Annotated in this window: 13 protein-coding genes and 1 riboswitch; of the genes, 9 read left to right on the forward strand and 4 right to left on the reverse strand. The window is 74.9% G+C overall.

Annotated features, from left to right (window positions below):
• On the forward strand, positions 1-741 hold a 741-nt coding region (locus VR45_RS15260; protein WP_045940295.1), incomplete at its 5' end, for a DUF6745 domain-containing protein.
• A 151-nt stretch (positions 742-892) separates the two neighbouring features.
• Here the strand turns inward: VR45_RS15260 and VR45_RS15265 are convergent.
• Positions 893-1102, reverse strand: coding sequence for a hypothetical protein (locus VR45_RS15265; RefSeq protein WP_045940296.1), 210 nt, complete (start codon positions 1100-1102; stop codon positions 893-895).
• Positions 1103-1309: 207 nt separating this feature from the next.
• Between VR45_RS15265 and VR45_RS15270 the strand changes: the two genes are divergently transcribed.
• Positions 1310-2458 carry an ABC transporter substrate-binding protein gene (locus VR45_RS15270; RefSeq protein ID WP_045940297.1) on the forward strand — a complete coding sequence of 383 codons (1149 nt, stop codon included), beginning with the start codon at positions 1310-1312 and terminating at the stop codon, positions 2456-2458.
• 80 nt (positions 2459-2538) lie between these two features.
• Here VR45_RS15270 and VR45_RS15275 read toward each other — a convergent pair whose 3' ends face one another.
• The gene (locus VR45_RS15275; protein ID WP_045940298.1) at positions 2539-4035 is read right to left on the reverse strand and encodes a phosphatase PAP2 family protein; all 1497 of its coding nucleotides are present in this window, start codon (positions 4033-4035) and stop codon (positions 2539-2541) included.
• A 183-nt stretch (positions 4036-4218) separates the two neighbouring features.
• On the opposite strand from VR45_RS15275, the gene VR45_RS15280 reads away from it, so the two are divergent.
• The 3 genes from VR45_RS15280 (at position 4219) to VR45_RS15290 (ending at position 6367) form a co-directional block, all read left to right on the forward strand.
• Complete coding sequence (locus VR45_RS15280) at positions 4219-4989, forward strand: lysophospholipid acyltransferase family protein (protein ID WP_045940299.1); 771 nt, start codon at positions 4219-4221, stop codon at positions 4987-4989.
• Between the two features lie 42 nt (positions 4990-5031).
• Positions 5032-5538, forward strand: coding sequence for a DinB family protein (locus VR45_RS15285; RefSeq protein ID WP_045940300.1), 507 nt, complete (start codon positions 5032-5034; stop codon positions 5536-5538).
• Positions 5539-5608: 70 nt separating this feature from the next.
• Positions 5609-6367, forward strand: a complete 759-nt coding sequence (locus VR45_RS15290) for a class I SAM-dependent methyltransferase (protein WP_045940301.1) — start codon at positions 5609-5611, stop codon at positions 6365-6367.
• Between the two features lie 77 nt (positions 6368-6444).
• Here the strand turns inward: VR45_RS15290 and VR45_RS15295 are convergent, their stop codons facing one another.
• Complete coding sequence (locus VR45_RS15295; RefSeq protein ID WP_045940302.1) at positions 6445-7182, reverse strand: alpha/beta hydrolase; 738 nt, start codon at positions 7180-7182, stop codon at positions 6445-6447.
• 372 nt (positions 7183-7554) lie between these two features.
• Here VR45_RS15295 and VR45_RS15300 point away from each other — a divergent pair, with 372 nt between their 5' ends.
• Positions 7555-8481, forward strand: coding sequence for an alpha-L-glutamate ligase (locus VR45_RS15300; protein WP_234325981.1), 927 nt, complete (start codon positions 7555-7557; stop codon positions 8479-8481).
• Between the two features lie 46 nt (positions 8482-8527).
• Here the strand turns inward: VR45_RS15300 and VR45_RS15305 are convergent, their stop codons facing one another.
• A complete protein-coding gene (locus tag VR45_RS15305) occupies positions 8528-9874 on the reverse strand; it encodes an FAD-binding monooxygenase (RefSeq protein WP_045940304.1) in 1347 nt (448 codons plus the stop codon).
• A 256-nt stretch (positions 9875-10130) separates the two neighbouring features.
• Positions 10131-10317: riboswitch (M-box (ykoK) riboswitch) on the forward strand.
• Between the two features lie 489 nt (positions 10318-10806).
• Here VR45_RS15305 and VR45_RS15310 point away from each other — a divergent pair.
• The 3 genes from VR45_RS15310 to lepB all read left to right on the forward strand — a co-directional run.
• Entirely contained in the window at positions 10807-11871 is a 1065-nt protein-coding gene (locus VR45_RS15310; protein WP_045940305.1) for a magnesium and cobalt transport protein CorA, read from the forward strand.
• 148 nt (positions 11872-12019) lie between these two features.
• Entirely contained in the window at positions 12020-13105 is a 1086-nt protein-coding gene (locus VR45_RS15315) for a helix-turn-helix transcriptional regulator (protein WP_159394221.1), read from the forward strand.
• Between the two features lie 150 nt (positions 13106-13255).
• A partial coding sequence (gene lepB / locus VR45_RS15320) for a signal peptidase I (RefSeq protein ID WP_063772483.1) occupies positions 13256-13781 on the forward strand: 526 nt, incomplete at its 3' end.

Here is a 13781-nt window from a genome sequence, read left to right on the forward strand (position 1 = left end):
CTCGCCCCCGACCCGGCCGCCGAGGACGTCCCGCCGGGGGACGCCGGGGTGGCCCGCGAGCGCCGCACCGCCGCCAGGCTCGCGCTGCTCGACGCCGTCCGGGGCCAGCACGACGCGCCCTGGTTCGCCGCCTTCGAGGCCGCCGGTGTGCTGGGCGCGGCGTCGGACGGTGCGCCGGGCGCGGTGGGTGTCGCCGGCGAGGGGATCGCCGCACTGGCCGAGGTGGCACGCACCACCGGCTGGTGGTGGCCGTACGCGGACACCGTGCTGATCAGCGAGCGCCCGATCGCCCTGCACCGCGACGAGGCCGGCCGGCTGGACCGCGCCGACGGACCGGCCCTCGAATACTCCGACGGCTTCGCCCTCCACGCCTGGCGGGGCATGCCCGTCCCCGCGGAGTTCCTGGCCGGGCTCGGCACCGTCACCGTCGAGCGGATCCGCACCGAGGAGAACGCCGAGCTGCGCCGCGTGCTGCTGGAGCACTACGGCTACGAGCGCTACCTCGCCGACTCCGGCGCCGAGCCGCTGCACCGGGACGCGACCGGTGTGCTCTGGCGGATCCAACTGCCGGACGACGAGCCGGTGGTGATGGTCGAGGTGGTCAACTCGACCGCCGAGCCGGACGGCACCTTCCGCACCTACTGGCTGCGGGTGCCGCCGGACACCAGGACCGCCCGGGCCGGCGTGGCCTGGACCTTCGGCACGACCGAGGCGGAGTACCAGCCGCAGCGCGAGACCTGAGCCTGAGCGGGGGCCGAGCGCGGGGGCCGAGCGCGTGCCCCGCCGGTCGACCGGGGCGGGACGGGAGCGGGGGGACACGGCACCGCCCGCGCCGGGGACTGGCGCGGGCGGTGCGGTTCCGTGGTGGAACCGGGGGACAGAAGGGTCAGGGTCAGTGGACGTCGATGCCGTCGAAGGATCCGATGATGGCATCACCGCCGACGTTGGTGATCTCGCCGCCGGCCAGCTGGTTGCCGGTGCCGATCACGGTGATGGTGGTGGTGTGCACGGTCACCTCGTCGTCGGCGAAGGCCTGGGTGGGGATGGAAATGGCGCCGACGGCGGCGATGAGGACGGCGAACGTACGGACAGTGCGGTACATGACGTAAATCCCTTCGTGGACAAACGGTGCTTCGAACCCTAGGGACCGGGCCGGTGCAAAAGGGGGGAATGTCACCTGAACGGGGTGAGTTGCGTGTCGCCGGGGCGGTTGCGTCGTGGGGCGCGGCGGCCTCCACCGGCCCGCGCCTGGGTAGGCTGCGCGTCCTGATCATGAACCGCTGAAGTGATCACGGGGAGAGAGCACCGCATGAACACAGCACCGGACCCGCACGGGCCGAACGAGCCGCACCGGCCGCCCCGGCCGCACGGGGCGGCGCCCGCCGACGGACCGTCGGTCCGGATCGGGGCCCTCGTGCCGCTGACCCGCCCCGGCTGGGTCGCGGCGGGCCGGCACCTGCTCGCCGGACTCGACCTGGCCGCGCGCGAGGTCAACGACGCCGGAGGGATCGCCGGCCGGCCCGTCGAGCTGGTGGTCCGCGACACCGCCGCCGATCCCGGGCGGGCCGAGGCGGCCGTGGACGAACTGGCCGGTCTGGGGGTGGCCGCCCTGGCGGGGGAGTACCACAGCGTGGTCGCGCGCGCCGCGGCCGCCCGGGCCGAGGCCCTCGGTCTGCCCTTCCTGTGCTCCTCGGCGGTGCTCGACGCGCTCACCGACGGGCCGGCCGAACGCGTCGCCCGCATTGCCCCGGCACAGTCGCACGGGTGGCGCGTCTACGCCGACTTCCTCCTCGGCACGGGCCACCGCCGGATCGCCGTGGCGGCCGACCCGAGCGTCTACTGGGCCTCCGGGACCGGCATCCTCCGGGACCGGATCACGGCAAGCGGCGGCACCCTCGTCGAACTCGACCTGCGCACCCTCACCCCCGAGGGCGTCTGCGAGGAGCTCGCCGCCGACGGTGCGACCGCCCTCCTGCTCCTGGCCGGCCACCCCGACCCGGCGGTGCCGATCGTCCGGGCCGTCCGCCGGGACCGGCGCCTCGCCGGGATCCTGATCGGTGCTCCGGCCGGCCAGCCGGAACTCGCCGACTGGGCGACGCTGCTGGGCCAGGACGGCGCCGGGGTCCCCTTCCTGCGCTACCTGCCCGAACACCTCGGCCCGCTCGGCGCCCGCGTCGGGGCGGCGCTGCGCGAGCAGTTGGGCGAGGAGCCCTCCTTCGTCGCCTTCGAGGGCTACGACACCGTCACGGTGCTCGCCGAGATGCTGCGCTCGCACGGCGCCGACCGGGCCCGGCTCGCCGAGGCCTGGCCGTCGGTCGAGGTCGAGGGCACCCGGGGGTCGGTACGGTTCTCCCGCGCGCCGGGCATCGGTGTGTGGCAGTGGGCCTGGGCCCCGGTCCAGGTGGCCGACCGGGACCCGGCGGACCCCGGCCGCTTCCGGGTCCTGCACACCGGCTGAGCACGCCGGTTGGGCGCGCCGACCGGGCACGCCGACCGAGCACGCCCGGGCACGGTGGGCGTCGCCGTCGGCGGTGCTGCTCAGCCCTCGGCGGGCCGGTAGACCGTCAGCGCCCGCCCGGACTTGGCCAGCCGGAGCGGGCCCGCCGCGGGCACCGACTCCCCGTCGACCGCCATCCGGTCGGCGTCGCCCAGCCCCTCCAGGTCGAGCGCCCGGAGCCGGGCCGCGTGGTACACCCGGGACCGGGCGAGGGTGCCGGACAGGAACGCGGCGGCGAGCCTGGTCCTGGCGAGCGGCCGGCCCGCGTCGACCACCCGGACGTCCAGCAGGCCGTCGGCGAGTCCGGTCCGGTGGGTCGGGGCGAAGCCCGGCGGGTCGTAGGCGCCGTTCCCGGCGAACAGCAGCCACAGCCGCCGGTCCCGCCCGCCGGCCCGGACGGTGACCGGCTCACCGTTCACCAGCACCTTCGCGGTGGCCACCGCGAGGGCCGGCCACTTGCCCATCCGGCCCTCCAACGACTCCCGCAGCTGGACCAGTTCGGGGTAGACACCGAGGCTGAAGGTGTTGAGGAAGTACCGCTGCCCGGTACCGTCGGTGGCCAGCCCGAGGTCCACCCCGCACGCGCTGCCGGCGGTCACGGCCGTCGCCGTCGCCTCGAAGTCCTCGATGCCGAGATCCACCGCGAAGTGGTTGAGCGTGCCGCCGGGGAACACCGCCAGCGGCAGGTCCCGCTCCACGGCCAGCCCGGCCGCCAGATTGACGCTGCCGTCGCCGCCGCAGACCCCGAGCGCCCCGCCCGCGGCCGAGGCCCGGTCGGCGGCCTCGGCGAGGAGGGCAGGCAGGTCGTCGTCGGGCCCGCAGAGGCGGACCTCGGCGCGGGGTAGCAGGTCGCGCAGCACGGTGACCGTCTCCTCGGGACCGTAGGTCGTCAACGCGCCGCTGCCGGAGCCCGAGTTGACCACCACCGACAGGCCCTGCCCCTCGGGCAGCGCCGGAGCGGAGCGGCGCGCGGGCCCGGCGGCGGGCCGCAGGTGCGAGGAGCGGGGCCACCAGCGCAGCGTCAGCGCGGCGAGGGCCGAGCCCAGCGCGAAGCCGGCCAGGACATCGCTCGGGTGGTGCGCGCCGGTGTACACCCGGGAGACACCCACGGCCAGCGCGACCGGCGCCACCACGGCCGCCGCCGCCGGGGACTCGATCGCCACCGCCGTCGCGAAGGCCGCCGCCGAGGCCGAATGCCCCGAGGGGAAGGAGGTGGTGATCGGCTGGCGGAGCAGCCGACGGGCGGCCGGAATGTGGTCGAGTGCGGGCCGCGGGCGCCGGGTGAGCTGTTTGGCGGCCACATTGGCGGTGTACGAGGCGAGCGCCAGCGCGCTGATCCCGCGCAGTGCCGCCCGCCGTCCGCTCCGCCCGCCGATGGCCCCGAGCACGGCGGCCGTGCCGAACCACAGTTTCCCGTGGTCGGCGGCGTGGCTGGCCCGGCGCAGCCAGGGGCCGACCCGTGACCCGGCCCCGAAGGGGCGCTCGGACACGGCGATTCGATGGAACAGTGCCTGGTCGATGACGTCCAGTCGCCTCATCCGACCGAGCCTAGACGAGGTCGGCGCAGGGCGCGCGCCGAGCGGTCGGCGCGGGGGCGGCCCACGGCTCCCCGGAGCACCCGGCCCGGCTTGAGTACGGGTACTCAGGCGCCGTCCGGCGCACCCGAGCAGACTGACGGACAGCACCCCGCTCCCGCCGTCACCGAGGACGCACCCCACGCCATGCTGAGCCGCACCGCTGCCCTCCTGCTGCCCGCCTTCGGCCGCCTCCGCATCACCGCCGACCCGGCCCCCGCCGCCGCGTCCGCCGCCGCTCCCACCGCCACCGCCACCGCCACCGCAGAAGCGGCCCAAGCGGCCCCCACCGTCGCACCGGGCAGCATCGTCGCGGCCAACCACACCTCGCTCGCCGACCCCGTCGTGGTGCTCGCCGCCCTGCACCGGCTCGGTGCCCGGCCGGTCGTGCTGGCCACCGCCGGCCTGTGGCGGATCCCCCTGCTCGGGACACTGCTGCGCCACGAGGGGCACATCGCCGTCCACCGGGGAACCGCGCGGGCCGCGGAGTCGCTCGACGCGGCGGCCGAGGCGCTGGCGGCCGGGCGGGTCGTGCTGATCTACGGCGAGGGCGGGCTGCCGCGCCGCCGGGACTCCGGCGAACTGCCGCCCGGCCCCTTCCGCAGCGGTCTGGCCCGCCTCGCCCACGCCACCGGCGCACCCGTCGTCCCGCTCGGCCAGGCCGGCTCCCGCCGCCTCACCTCGGGCGGAACGGCGAAGCAACTCGCCGGCCTCGCCACCGCCCCGGTCCGCCGCCCCGGCCTGTACGTCCACCTCGGCGCCCCGCTCCACCTCCCCGCCGACACCGCCGAGGCGACCGCCCGCGCCCACCGGGCCGTCACCGCCGCCTGGACGGCCGCCAGTCGGCACGCCGCAGGTCACCGCGCCGCGGCCGGCGATGCCTCCGCCGGGCACGCTCCGGAATCGACCCGTCCGTAAACATGTCGACAGCGGTCGTGCGAATGGGGATGCTGTCCCACGATGACCAGAATCGACGACACGCCTCCCGCCTGGGACGAGCGCACGCAGCTGACCACCTTCCTCGACTACGCCCGTGACACCACCCGCGCCAAGTGCGAGGGCGTCTCCCCGGAGAACGCGCGCAAGGCACTCCTGCCGGGTTCACCGCTGATGACCCTGAGCGGGCTGGTGAACCACCTCCGCTGGGTCGAGTACCACTGGTTCCAGGTGGTCTTCCTCGGCGAGGAGGACCAGGGCCCCTGGACGGACGAGGACCCCGACCGCGAAATGCGGATCGGCGTCGACTTCCCGCTGACGCAGCTGCTCGACGAGTACGCCGAACAGAGCGCCCGCTACCGCGAACTGGTCGCCGCGAGCGACCTGGCCGACCGGGCGAAGCGGCCGATCCGCAACGGTCTCCACGTGGACCTGCGCTGGATCCTTCTCCACCTCACCGAGGAGACCGCCCGCCACAACGGTCACCTCGACATCCTGCGCGAACTGCTCGACGGAACCACCGGGGACTGACCCGCCCCGCCCCCCTCCGGGGGCTCTGCCGCGGCGGCGGACCGGTGGGCGGTGGGGGAGGATGAACGGCATGGAGCGAATGTTCGAGGAACTGGTGGCCGAGGCGGCCGGGGCGTCGGTGGACGGCTGGGACTTCTCCTGGCTGGACGGCCGGGCGAGCGAGGACCGCCCGTCCTGGGGGTACCAACGGCTGCTCGGCGAGCGGCTGGCGCACGCGTCGGCGGCGCTGGACGTGCAGACCGGGGGCGGCGAGGTGCTGGCGGGGGTCGCCGGGAGCTTCCCGCGGACGATGGTCGCCACCGAGTCGTGGCCGCCGAACGTGGCCAAGGCGGCGGCACTGCTGCACCCGCTCGGCGCGGCCGTGGTGGCCGACCCGGACGAGCCGCCGCTGCCCTTCGCCGACGGCTCCTTCGACCTGGTGACCAGCCGTCATCCGGTGACCGTGTGGTGGTCCGAGATCGCCCGGGTGCTGCGCCCCGGCGGCAGCTACCTGGCCCAGCACGTGGGGCCGGCCTCCGTGTTCGAGCTGGTCGAGTACTTCCTCGGGCCGCAGCCGGAGGCGCGGCTGGCCCGGCGGCCGGAGGACGACGCGGACGCCGCCCGGGCCGCCGGTCTCGAGGTGGTCGACCTGCGCTCGGAGCGGCTGCGGATCGAGTTCCGGGACATCGGCGCGGTGGTGTGGTTCCTGCGCAAGGTGATCTGGATGGTGCCGGGGTTCACCGTCGACGCCCACCGGGAGCGGCTGCGCGAACTGGACGCCCGGATCCGGGCGGAGGGGCCGTTCGTCGCCCACTCCGCCCGGTTCCTGGTCGAGGCCCGCAAGCCCTGAGACCGCGCCCTGCCGCCGTGGTCGACCACGGCGGCAGGGCGACGCTCAGTGTCCGCCGGCGGCCCGACGGCCCGGCCTCACCTCAGGTGCCGGCCGAAGAACTGCGCCGCGGCGTCCCCCGCGAACTGCGGGACGCCGGTGTGCCCGCCGAGATTGGCGTTCAGCGTCTTCTCCGCGGAGCCGAACGCGTCGAAGAGCTCCAGGGACGCCTGCCGGTCGTTCCCCTCGTCGTCCCACTGCAGCAGGACGTGCAGCGGAACGGTGACCCGGCGGGCCTCCTCGACCGTGGCGGCGGGCACGAAACTCCCCGCGAACAGGACGGCGGCCGCGATGCGCGGCTCGACGAGCGCCAGTCGGGTGCCGATGGCGATCACTCCCCCCGAGTACCCGACCGGGCCGCCGATCCCGGGCAGTGCGAGGAGGGCGTCCAGGGCCGCCCGCCACTCCGGGACGGCCTGCTCGACCAGCGGGAGGACGAGCCGGTCCACGATCTCGGGGCCGACCGGTTCGCCGGCCGCCATGGCTCGGCGCAGATCGGCGCGGGCCTGCTCGGTGACGGCGGAACGGGGCCGGTCGCCGCTGCCGGGGAGTTCGACGGTGGCCGCGGCGAAGCCGTCCGCGGCGGACTGCCGGGCCCGGTCCAGCAGTCGGGGGTACATCCGCTGCAGTCCGCCGGGGTGGCCGAGCAGGATCAGCGGTACCGGAGCGGAGGGCGACGCGGATGCGGGCGTCCAGAGGATGCCGGGGATCCCGTCGAGGGTGAATTCGCGTTCGAGGACGCCGTCGTCGAGGCGCTGCTCGGAGGTGAATCGCATGGTCGTGCCTTTCGGGAGTGCTCTTGAAGGCGCTCCCGGACGACCTATCGCCCGACCATGACTCCGGAAGGGAGCACCCATGTCGATACTGCGTTCACGGGTACCACCTCCTCGTTCTCTCGCACGGCCACCGGGAATCTAGCAGCGGCCGCCCCGGCCCGCCAACCGGTTTTTCCCCGGGGTGGCGTGGTGGTGGGTCCGTCGGCGCGGCGCCGCGGGGCGTCGACATGGCGCCGCGGTTAACGCGCGGCACCGTTCGGGTACACGCGAATCCTCCCGGGGCACCTTCCCCGGGCAAGTTCCGGGAAACCCTTGCCTGGGCATGTTCGCGACATGTTCCATGGGGTCATGGGGCGCAGCGAGCTCGTTCTGATGACCGATCACAGCTCGACCGAAGGCAGCCGGGAGACGCTGGCCACCGCGGTGCGGCGGCTGACCGGGCAGGCGCCGTTCCTGCTCGACGCGCGGCACTTCATGACCGGCGGCGCGGCCGGTCCCGCCGGTGGCGGACGGATGCGGGGCACCGGCGACGGGGTCGCCCTCGAAGTCCCGGCCGAGGGTCTCGCGCTGACCGCCAGGACGGTGCTCCTGTACGAGATACCGCCGCACCGCCGCCACGAACTCGCCGACTGCCAGCGGCTCCTGCGCGAACACCGGGTCCGCTCGCTCGGCACCGCCGCCGACGGCTGGCGGGCGGCCACCGACAAGCGCCTCACCGTCGAGTGCTTCACCCGGGACGGCGTCCGCCAGATGCCCACGGTCACGCTCGACCGGCCCACCCGGGCCGAGGCCGCCGAGGTGTTCGAACGGCTCGGCGGCGACGTCTGGGCCCGCCCGGCCCTCGGCATGAGCGGGCAGGACGTCTTCCACGTCACCACCCGCGCCCAGCTCGCCGAGGCGGCCGAGCGCTACGCCGAGGCCGGTACCGCCTGGCTGCTCGCCGCCGACGCCCGCAACTTCACCGCGGACGGCCGGCGCCACCAGTACCGGGTGACCGTGCTCGACGGCCGGGCGCTCCGCGCCGTCGAACACGTGCAGGACGACCCGGACGAGCCCTGCAACCTCGCCCGGGGCGCCGTCTCCACCCCGCTGCCGGTCGAGGCGCTGCCCGCCGGGCTGGCGGAGCTGGCGGTCGCGGCCACCCGCTCGGTGGGGCTGCCGTTCGCGGCGGTCGACCTCGCGGGGGAGAGCGGCGGGGCGGTCTTCGAGGTCAACGTCCACCCGGCCTTCGGCTCGCCCGGCGCGCTGGAGGCGGTCGCCGTGCCGTACGTCGCCGCCCACCTCGGGCCGACGGCCTGACCGGCGCCCGCTCCCACCTACCCTGCTTGCGCCCGCTCGCCCCCACTCAGCCGCTGCGCAGCACCGCCGAGAGGACCGCGGGGCGGAACAGCGCCGTCGGCGGGGCGACCAGCGACATCACCTCGTGGAACACCGCCGTCACCCGCGGGTCGCTCGCCGCGCCGGCCAGCACCCGGTCCAGGAAGCGGTGCTGGGCGCGGAGCAGTGCCCCGGACGGCCCGCCCGTGGTCGCCGCGAAGCGCACGTCCTCCGCGGAGGACATCGCCCAGGCGTTCTTCGACACCGCCGCCACCGCCCGCCGCGCCGTCCGGGCCGTCGCGGGCCCGATCCCGCCGTGCCGCAGCGCGGCCCGCCGCAGCTCCCCGGCCTCCAGCGCCGCCACCGAAATGCCCTGCCCGTAGACCGGGTTGAAGGTGCAGGTGGCATCCCCGACCACCACCAGCCCCTCCGGCGCGCGCTGCTCGTAGTGCCGCCGCACGCCCGGACCGGGAATGAAGCCGCGTACCGCGCCGAGCGGCTCCGCGCCCTCCAGGGCCTCCCGCATCCGCGGATCGCGCAGCAGCCCCAGCTGCCGGGCGAACCCGGCCTCGCCCGGTGCCGGCTCGCCCCCGCGCATCCCGCCGACACTCACGATCCAGCGATCGCCCTCGACCGGCAGCAGCACTCCCAGGTACGGCGTGTCCGGCGCCTTGCACTGCAGATACAGCGCCGACCAGTCGGCGGGGGCGTCGGCCGGGCGCCGGAAGATGCGGCTCGCGTAGACGATGCCGGCGTCCACCCGCTCCTCGGGCGGCGGCGGGCAGCCGAGCTCCCGCAGCCAGTCCGCCATCGCCGACGTCCGGCCGGTCGCCTCGACCACCAGCTCGGCGGGCAGCTCCCGGACGGCGCTCCGGTCGGCGCCGTGCCCGCGCTCCCGGACCCGGACCCCGGTCACCGCGGCCGCCGAGCCGGTCAGCCCCACCGCCTCCGTGCCCTCCAGGAACTCGATCGACGGCTCGGTCCTGACCCGCTCCAGCACCACGGTGTCCAGCACCGGCCGGGTGCAGGAGTAGAACGCCAGCTCGGCCGGGTACTCGGCCATCCACCCGGCCGCGCTCAGCCATCGCAGATCACCCGAAAGAGCGACCCGTACGGCGCCCGCCGCCCGCAGCTCCTCCCGGGTGCCGGGCATCAGCTCCTCCAGCACCCGGTGCCCGGCCTCCAGGAGCAGATGCGGATGCCGCCCCTGCGGCAGCCCCGCCCGGAACTCCGGGCCGTCCGGGTACCGGTCCCGCTCCACCACCACGATCCGCTCGGCGGCACCGCGCAGCGCCCAGGCGGCCAGCGTTCCCGCCAGACCGCCGCCGATCACCACCGCCGTGCCCCGTCCGGGGCCGGTCTCCAAGGAAGCCATGTCACGAAGGGTAGGGGAGCGAACGCGCCGCCGCGGATGCCCGCGTCCGCACCGGAAGGAGGTGAACCATCGGCTCCAACAAGCGAATTGACGTCTCCTCGAACCGGCGCGCGCCGGAGTGCACCCGGGGCGCGGAGCACCCGCACGAGCCCTCCGCGGGCCCCGCGCACCGACCGTCGCGCGCTCCGCGCCGAGTCCTGGTCGCACCCCTGGTCGAACCACCCCTCGACCGGGTACTAGACTCGGAGAGGTTGTGAAGGCACCTCGTTCGGTGAGGCGTCGCCATGGACACAGGCCACTGACCCCACGACGTCGAGAGACGCCCAGGGTCAGGACAGGTCTCCCCGGCCTAAGGGGTGACCCCAAGTGGCTGCACCCCTCGGGACCATCCCGGGTGCTACGCCGTGGCGTGCCAAAGCTCTGACGAGATCAAGGGGTGCCCACCCGACGCTGCGGCGCCCGTGCGCGCCCGCTCGGCGGTGTGGAGCCTCCTGATGACCCGGTTACGGCGACCCCGCACGGGCGCCCCGACGGCGAGGAGGTGAGAGCGATGGAGTGCAGTAGTAGTCCGGGTCGAAGTAGGCCCCTCCCCAGGACGTCCCTCACTTCTCCCGGCACCCGGTGCCCCTCCTCCCGTACCGCTCCCGACCCACGCCGTCGCACCGCCCGCCGCTGATCCGGCGCGCCGCGCGGCCAGGGCGCCGTGCGCGGTGGAGGACGACCGGGCGCCCCCCGCCTGCCCCGCACCCCCGACCTGCAGTGTCCGGTGCGGCGGCCCCCGAACCGCGGAGGTACCCCGTCATGTCCGACTGGCGTGTGCGCGCAGTGCGTGCGAGCAAGCTCCCCTTCACCCGAACCAACCCGGCCGGCGGCACCACACCCGCCCAGCCCGCCCCCGAGCACTCGACGCCCAGCCCACCCCCGAGCACTCGATGGACCCGCGCCCGGACCAGCCGGTCGAGCACGTGAGCCTGGAGCGCTCCGTCGTCGACGCCGGTGTCTACCGCGACGGCCACCGGGTCGCCTCCGCCACCGACCTCGCCGGCGTCTACCGCGAACTGCCCGGCAAGCCCGGCACGATGGCCTGGATCGGGCTCTACCGCCCCGCCGAGGCCCAGCTGCTGGAGGCCGCCGAGCGGTTCAACCTGCACGAACTGGCCGTCGAGGACGCCATCGTGGCCCACCAGCGCCCCAAGCTGGAGCGCTACGGCGACACCCTCTTCGTGGTGCTGCGCGCCGCCCGCTACCTGGACGACGTGGAGGAGGTCGACTTCGGCGAGATCCACCTCTTCGTCGGCCCCGACTTCGTCCTCACCGTCCGCCACTCCCAGGCCCCCGACCTCTCCACGGTCCGCCGCCGCCTGGAGGCCGACCCCGAACTCCTGGCCCTCGGCCCCGAGGCGGTGCTCTACGCCGTCCTGGACGCCGTGGTGGACGGCTACGCCCCGGTCATCGCCGGCCTCCAGCACGACATCGACGAGATCGAGACCGAAGTCTTCGGCGGCGACCCGCAGGTCTCCCGGCGCATCTACGAACTCTCGCGCGAGGTCATCGAGTTCCAGCGCGCCACCCGGCCCCTGCTGGAGATCATGCAGAGCCTGGAGGCGGGCTTCGAGAAGTACGGCACCGACGAGGAACTCCGCCGCTACCTGCGCGACGTCGCCGACCACGCCACCTACGCGGCCGAGCGCGTCGACGGCTTCCGCCAGATGCTCCAGAACATCCTCACCGTCAACGCCACCCTGGTCTCCCAGCGCCAGAACGAGGAGATGAAGCAACTCGCCGAAGCCGGCCACGTCCAGAACGACGAGATCAAGAAGATCTCCTCCTGGGCCGCCATCCTCTTCGCCCCGACTCTGATCGGAACGGTCTACGGCATGAATTTCACCACCATGCCCGAACTCCAGTGGGCCTTCGGCTACCCCTTCGCGATCGCCCTCATGGCCCTCGTCTGCACGAGCCTCTACTTGATCTTCAAGCGCCGCAACTGGCTCTAGCGGCGGCGGCCGACCGGCGCTGGTCTCCGGGGTGGGGGGCGACCGGAGGATGAGGGGAGGGGNGGGTCGGGGACCGTCCGGAGGGGGAGGGCGGATCCGCCTGGCGGGGCATGGGCGGGTGGTCGGTGTGCGTGTTAGCTTCCGGCGCATGGGATCACGTGGGGCACGTGGGGTGGCGGCGCAGCAGGCGATCGAGGGGCTGCGGGAGCTTGCCGGAGCGGGGTTGGGGGCCGAGGGGGTGTTCCGCAGGGCGGACGAGCTGCTGCGGGGGGTCCTGGAGTACGACGCGGTCTGCTGGCACTCGGCGGATCCGGCGACCGGGCTGGTGAACTCGGTGTTCAGCGACGACCTCAGTCTGGAGGGGTTCGAGAACGCGGTGCGCCTGGAGGTGTGGGCGGACGACGTGGCGACGTTCTCGGCGATCCGGCGCAGCGGGGTGCGGGCGGAGACGCTGAGCCGGGCGACCCGGGGGCGACTGTCGGAGAGTGTGCGGTTCCGGGAGCAGATCCGGCCGGCGGGGTTCGGTGACGAGCTGCGGGCCGTGTTCGACGCGCACGGCGGGATGTGGGGGTGCGCGGTCTTCCTGCGGGAGCCGGGACGGGGGCCGTACCTGGCCCGGCACCGGGAGCTCGCGGACCTCGCCGCGCGGCACCTCGGCCATGCGCTGAGGGCCTGTCATGTGCCGGCGGCCGACGTGGGGCCGGGCCGGGCGGCGGACGCGGGTCCGGCGGTGGTGGTGCTCGGCCGGGGGAACCGGCCGATCGCGATCTCCGGTCCGGCGGAGGAGTTGCTCGGCCGGCTCTCCGACCCGAGCCGGACCTCATTGCGGGTGCCCACGGCCGTCGCGATGGCCGCCGAGCAGGCCCGCCGGGTGGCCCACGGCCTGCCGGTGCCGCAGTCGAAGATCAGGGTGCAGGACGGCGAGGGCCGCTGGTACGTGCTGCACGGTTCGGCGTTGAAGGGCGGCGCCGAGGACCTGGTGACGGTGGTCGCGGCCCCGGCGACGCCCGCCGACGCGATGCCGCTGTACCTCTCGGCGTACGGGCTGACGGCGCGGGAGCAGGAGGTGGCGCTGCTGCTGGTGCGGGGGTGCGACACCCGGGACGTGTCGCGGCTGCTGGCGATGAAGCCGTACACGGTGCAGGACCATCTGAAGTCGGTGTTCGCCAAGGCCGGTGTGGCCAGCCGGCGGGAGCTGGTCGCGCGGATCATGCTGGGTGGCGGGGTGTCGTAGCGGCGGGGTCCGGGGTGTACGTTCTGACGGGTCGGTGGCGGGCGGGGCGGTCGGGGGTCGGCCCTGCCCGGTTGCGGGAACCGTCGATCGTTAGCTGACAACGGGGGGTCCCGCACGGGGGCCCGCCGGGCCGTCCGGAGGGGGCCAGGGATGAGCGTGGAGGAGACCGCCGGTTCGGCGGGCAGTGGTCAGGGCGACGGGGAGGCCCCGGAGGTGGCGGCCGCGGCCACGGCCACCGGGGAGGACCGCGGCGCCGATGGAGGCGCGGAGGGCGGCGAGCACGGCGGTACGGACGGCGGCAAGGCCAGCGGTGCGGACGGCGGCCCGGACGGCGGTGCGGACGAGGACCGCAAGGGCAGGCACGGCAAGGCGAAGAAGAAGCGGCCGTTCTGGCAGGAGCTGCCGATCCTGATCGGTATCGCCCTGCTGCTCTCACTGGGCATCAAGACCTTCTTCGTCCAGGCGTTCTCCATCCCCTCCGGTTCGATGCAGCACACGCTGGAGAAGGACGACCGGGTCCTGGTCGACAAGCTGACCCCGTGGTTCGGCGCCGAGCCGGAGCGCGGTGAGGTGGTGGTATTCAAGGATCCGGGCGGCTGGCTGGACTCGGTGCCCCGGGTCAAGGGCAACGCGTTCGTGGAGGGGATCCGGACCGCGCTCGGCACGGTCGGCCTGC

This window comes from Streptomyces sp. NRRL S-495, assembly GCF_000966955.1.
Classification (GTDB): Bacteria; Actinomycetota; Actinomycetes; order Streptomycetales; family Streptomycetaceae; genus Kitasatospora; species Kitasatospora purpeofusca.